A 3,309-nucleotide genomic window follows, 5' to 3' on the forward strand; every position below is an offset into this window, starting at 1 on the left:
GGGTTGCCCTCGGGCACCCACAGGTTGAGCACAGGGGCCATCACGCCCACGGCGATCAGCGCCAGCAAGAAAGCCGACCAGGCTTTGCGCCCCAACAAGGGCGCGTGTGAAGGCAATTGGAATGTGTTCATGTTCTTGTTCACGCCTCAGCGCTGCGACCCTTCATCGCGAAGATGCCTTGCGGGCGCTTCTGAATGAAGATGATGATGAATACCAACACCGCAATCTTCGCCAGCACCGCGCCGGTCCAGCCTTCCAGCAGTTTGTTGGCCAAGCCCAAACCCAAGGCGGCGTACACCGTGCCGGCCAATTGGCCCACGCCGCCCAACACCACCACCATGAACGAGTCGACGATGTAGCTTTGCCCCAAATCGGGGCCCACATTGCCCACTTGGCTCAGGGCGCAACCGGCCAAACCGGCAATGCCCGAACCCAGTGCAAAAGCATAGGTGTCAATGCGGGCCGTGTTCACCCCCATGCACGAGGCCATGGGCCGGTTTTGGGTCACGCCACGCACGAACAATCCCAAACGTGTTTTGCTGATCAAGAGCGCCATGCCGATCAGCACCGCTGCGGCAAACACGATGATCAGAACCCGGTTCCAAGGCAGCTGCAAATTGGGCAGCAGCTGCAGCGAACCACTCATCCACGAGGGGTTTTCTACACCCACGTTTTGCGCACCAAACAGGCTGCGCACGCCTTGCATGAGCACCAGGCTGATGCCCCAGGTGGCCAGCAGGGTTTCAAGTGGTCGGCCATACAGGTGCTTGATCACCGTGCGCTCCATCACCGCGCCGACCAGCGCTGAGGTGATGAAGGCCACCGGAATGGCCACCAACAGGTAAGCATCAAACGCCTGCGGCAGGTGCTCGCGAAACAGGGCCTGCACCACATACGTGGCGTAAGCGCCGATCATCATCAACTCGCCGTGCGCCATGTTGATGACGCCCATCAGGCCATAAGTGATGGCCAAGCCCAGCGCCACCAGCAGCAAGATCGAGCCCAAGCTGGCCCCTGTGAACAGGGCACCCAAGCGCTCGCCCCAGCGCAGGCTGTCCTGCACGGCGGCCAATGACTTTTGAATTTGTTGTTGGACCGAAGGCTCTTGCTCTTGCGCCAATTGCTGGTTCAGCAGCAGCAGGGCCTCGGGTTGCCTGCTGCCAGCCAACTCACGGGCGGCCAGCAAGCGGTCATTGGGCACTTGGCTGCTGAGCAGGGCGGCTGCACGGGCCTGGCGCACCAAACTTTGAACGGCAGGGTCTTTCTCAGAAGCCAAGGCTTTTTCAAGCAAGGCGGCACGGCTGGCATCGGGCTCTTTGAGCAGGGACAGCGCAGCTTGCCTGCGGACCTTCACATCGGGGCTGAACAACTTCAAAGCCGCCAAGGCCGTGTCGATCTCGCCACGCAGGCGGTTGTTCAGCATCACGTCTTCGGCATCTGGCGGCACAGGTACTGATTGTCCTGTGACGGGGTCCAGACCTTGCCCGTCGCGAACCACCATCACCTGATCGCCCGCCATCTTGACCACGTCATCCGCCAGCGCTTGCAGGTAGGCGGCGGTTTTGTCATCGCCTTGCGCCACGGCTTTGGCGAGCGCCTCGACGCGTACATCGCTTTCTCCCACGGCAATGCCTCTGGCTTCGTCCATTGTCAGGGCTTGCGCAGCCGACAAGCCCCAAACGGCGCTGGCCATCCACGCCGCTTTCAACATCCATCGTTTCATCTTGCTCGTTTATTAGATTCATGTCGGGGCTAAAGCCACCGACCTACAGCCACCGACATACAAAACCCACTTAGGTCGGCGCTCCCACGCCGACCTGTGTTCACACGTTCAAACCATCACTTCTTGGCAGGCTCGTCGGGCTTCTTGTCGTTGCCAGGGATGTAAGGGCTCCATGGCTTTGCTTTCACAGGGCCAGGTGTCTTCCAGACCACGTTGAACTGGCCGTCGGCCTTGATCTCGCCGATGAACACCGACTTGTGCAGGTGATGGTTTTTCTCATCCATCTTGCTGGTGATGCCGCTCGGTGCCTTGAAGGTCTGACCAGCCATGGCCGCGATCACTTTGTCTGTGTCGGTGGACTTGGCTTTTTCAACCGCTTGCTTCCACATGTTGATGCCGATGTAAGTGGCTTCCATCGGATCGTTGGTGAGAGGCTTGTCTTTATGGCCAGGGATGTTTTTGGCCTTGGCGTAAGCCGCCCACTTTTTGGTGAACTCGTCGTTGGCGGGGTTCTTGATGGACATGAAGTAGTTCCAAGCCGCCAGGTGACCGACCAAAGGCTTGGTGTCCACGCCGCGCAACTCTTCTTCACCCACAGAGAATGCGACCACAGGCACGTCTTTGGCCTTCAAGCCTGCGTTGCCCAGTTCTTTGTAGAAAGGCACGTTGGAGTCTCCGTTGATGGTGGACACCACAGCGGTCTTGCCACCGGCTGAAAATTTCTTCACATCGGCCACGATGGTTTGGTAATCAGAGTGACCAAACGGGGTGTACTTTTCATCGATGTCGCTGTCTTTCACACCCTTGCTTTTGAGGTAGGCACGCAAGATTTTGTTGGTGGTGCGGGGGTACACGTAGTCGGTGCCCAGCAAGACCCAACGCTTGGCACCGCCGCCGTCTTTGCTCATCAAATAGTCCACCGCAGGAATCGCTTGCTGGTTGGGCGCAGCGCCGGTGTAGAACACGTTTTTGGAGAGCTCTTCACCTTCGTACTGCACGGGGTAGAAAAGCAGACCATTCATTTCTTCGACCACCGGCAGCACCGACTTGCGCGACACCGAAGTCCAGCAACCGAAGATGACCGAGACCTTGTCTTGGCCGAGCAGCTGCTTGGTTTTTTCAGCGAACAAAGGCCAGTTGGATGCGGGGTCCACAATGACGGGCTCGAGCTTTTTACCCAGCACACCGCCCTTGGCATTGATTTCGTCAATCGCCATGAGCACAGTATCTTTGAGCACCGTCTCAGAAATCGCCATGGTGCCGGACAAGCTGTGCAGCACGCCCACTTTGATGGTGTTGCCGGCTTGGGCCAGGGCATGTTGTGCAAAGGTCAAGCTGCCCGCTGCGATAGCGGCTGCAGTTGCAAGGGCTTTGAGGTTGCCACGTCGATTCATCATGAGATCACTCCAATCAGGAAAGAAGGTTGTTCAAACACGCACCGAAAAACAGCGCTCACCTCCATCTGCAATCACCGTGACAACCCTAGGGAGAACCCTGAAAACCGCTTTTTTCTAAGGGAATTTTTCAAACCCTCTATAAAGGGCATGTAATTTGCTTCAAGCAAACCATTCAATGCACCAAGACGC

General features: G+C 57.8%; 2 protein-coding genes and 1 pseudogene. All 3 read right to left on the minus strand.

Annotated elements, in window-relative coordinates; genetic code table 11:
- Positions 1–131, minus strand: a pseudogene (locus Q0341_RS00745) (urea ABC transporter permease subunit UrtC); the annotation flags it as partial.
- A gap of 8 nt (positions 132–139) precedes the next feature.
- Positions 140–1,723, minus strand: a complete 1,584-nt coding sequence (urtB, locus tag Q0341_RS00750) for an urea ABC transporter permease subunit UrtB (protein WP_299509883.1) — start codon at positions 1,721–1,723, stop codon at positions 140–142.
- A 116-nt stretch (positions 1,724–1,839) separates the two neighbouring features.
- A complete protein-coding gene (urtA, locus tag Q0341_RS00755; protein ID WP_299509885.1) occupies positions 1,840–3,117 on the minus strand; it encodes an urea ABC transporter substrate-binding protein in 1,278 nt (425 codons plus the stop codon).
- Positions 3,118–3,309 lie beyond the last annotated feature (192 nt).

It is taken from the genome of uncultured Limnohabitans sp. (assembly GCF_937889215.1).
Lineage (GTDB): Bacteria > Pseudomonadota > Gammaproteobacteria > Burkholderiales > Burkholderiaceae_C > Limnohabitans_A.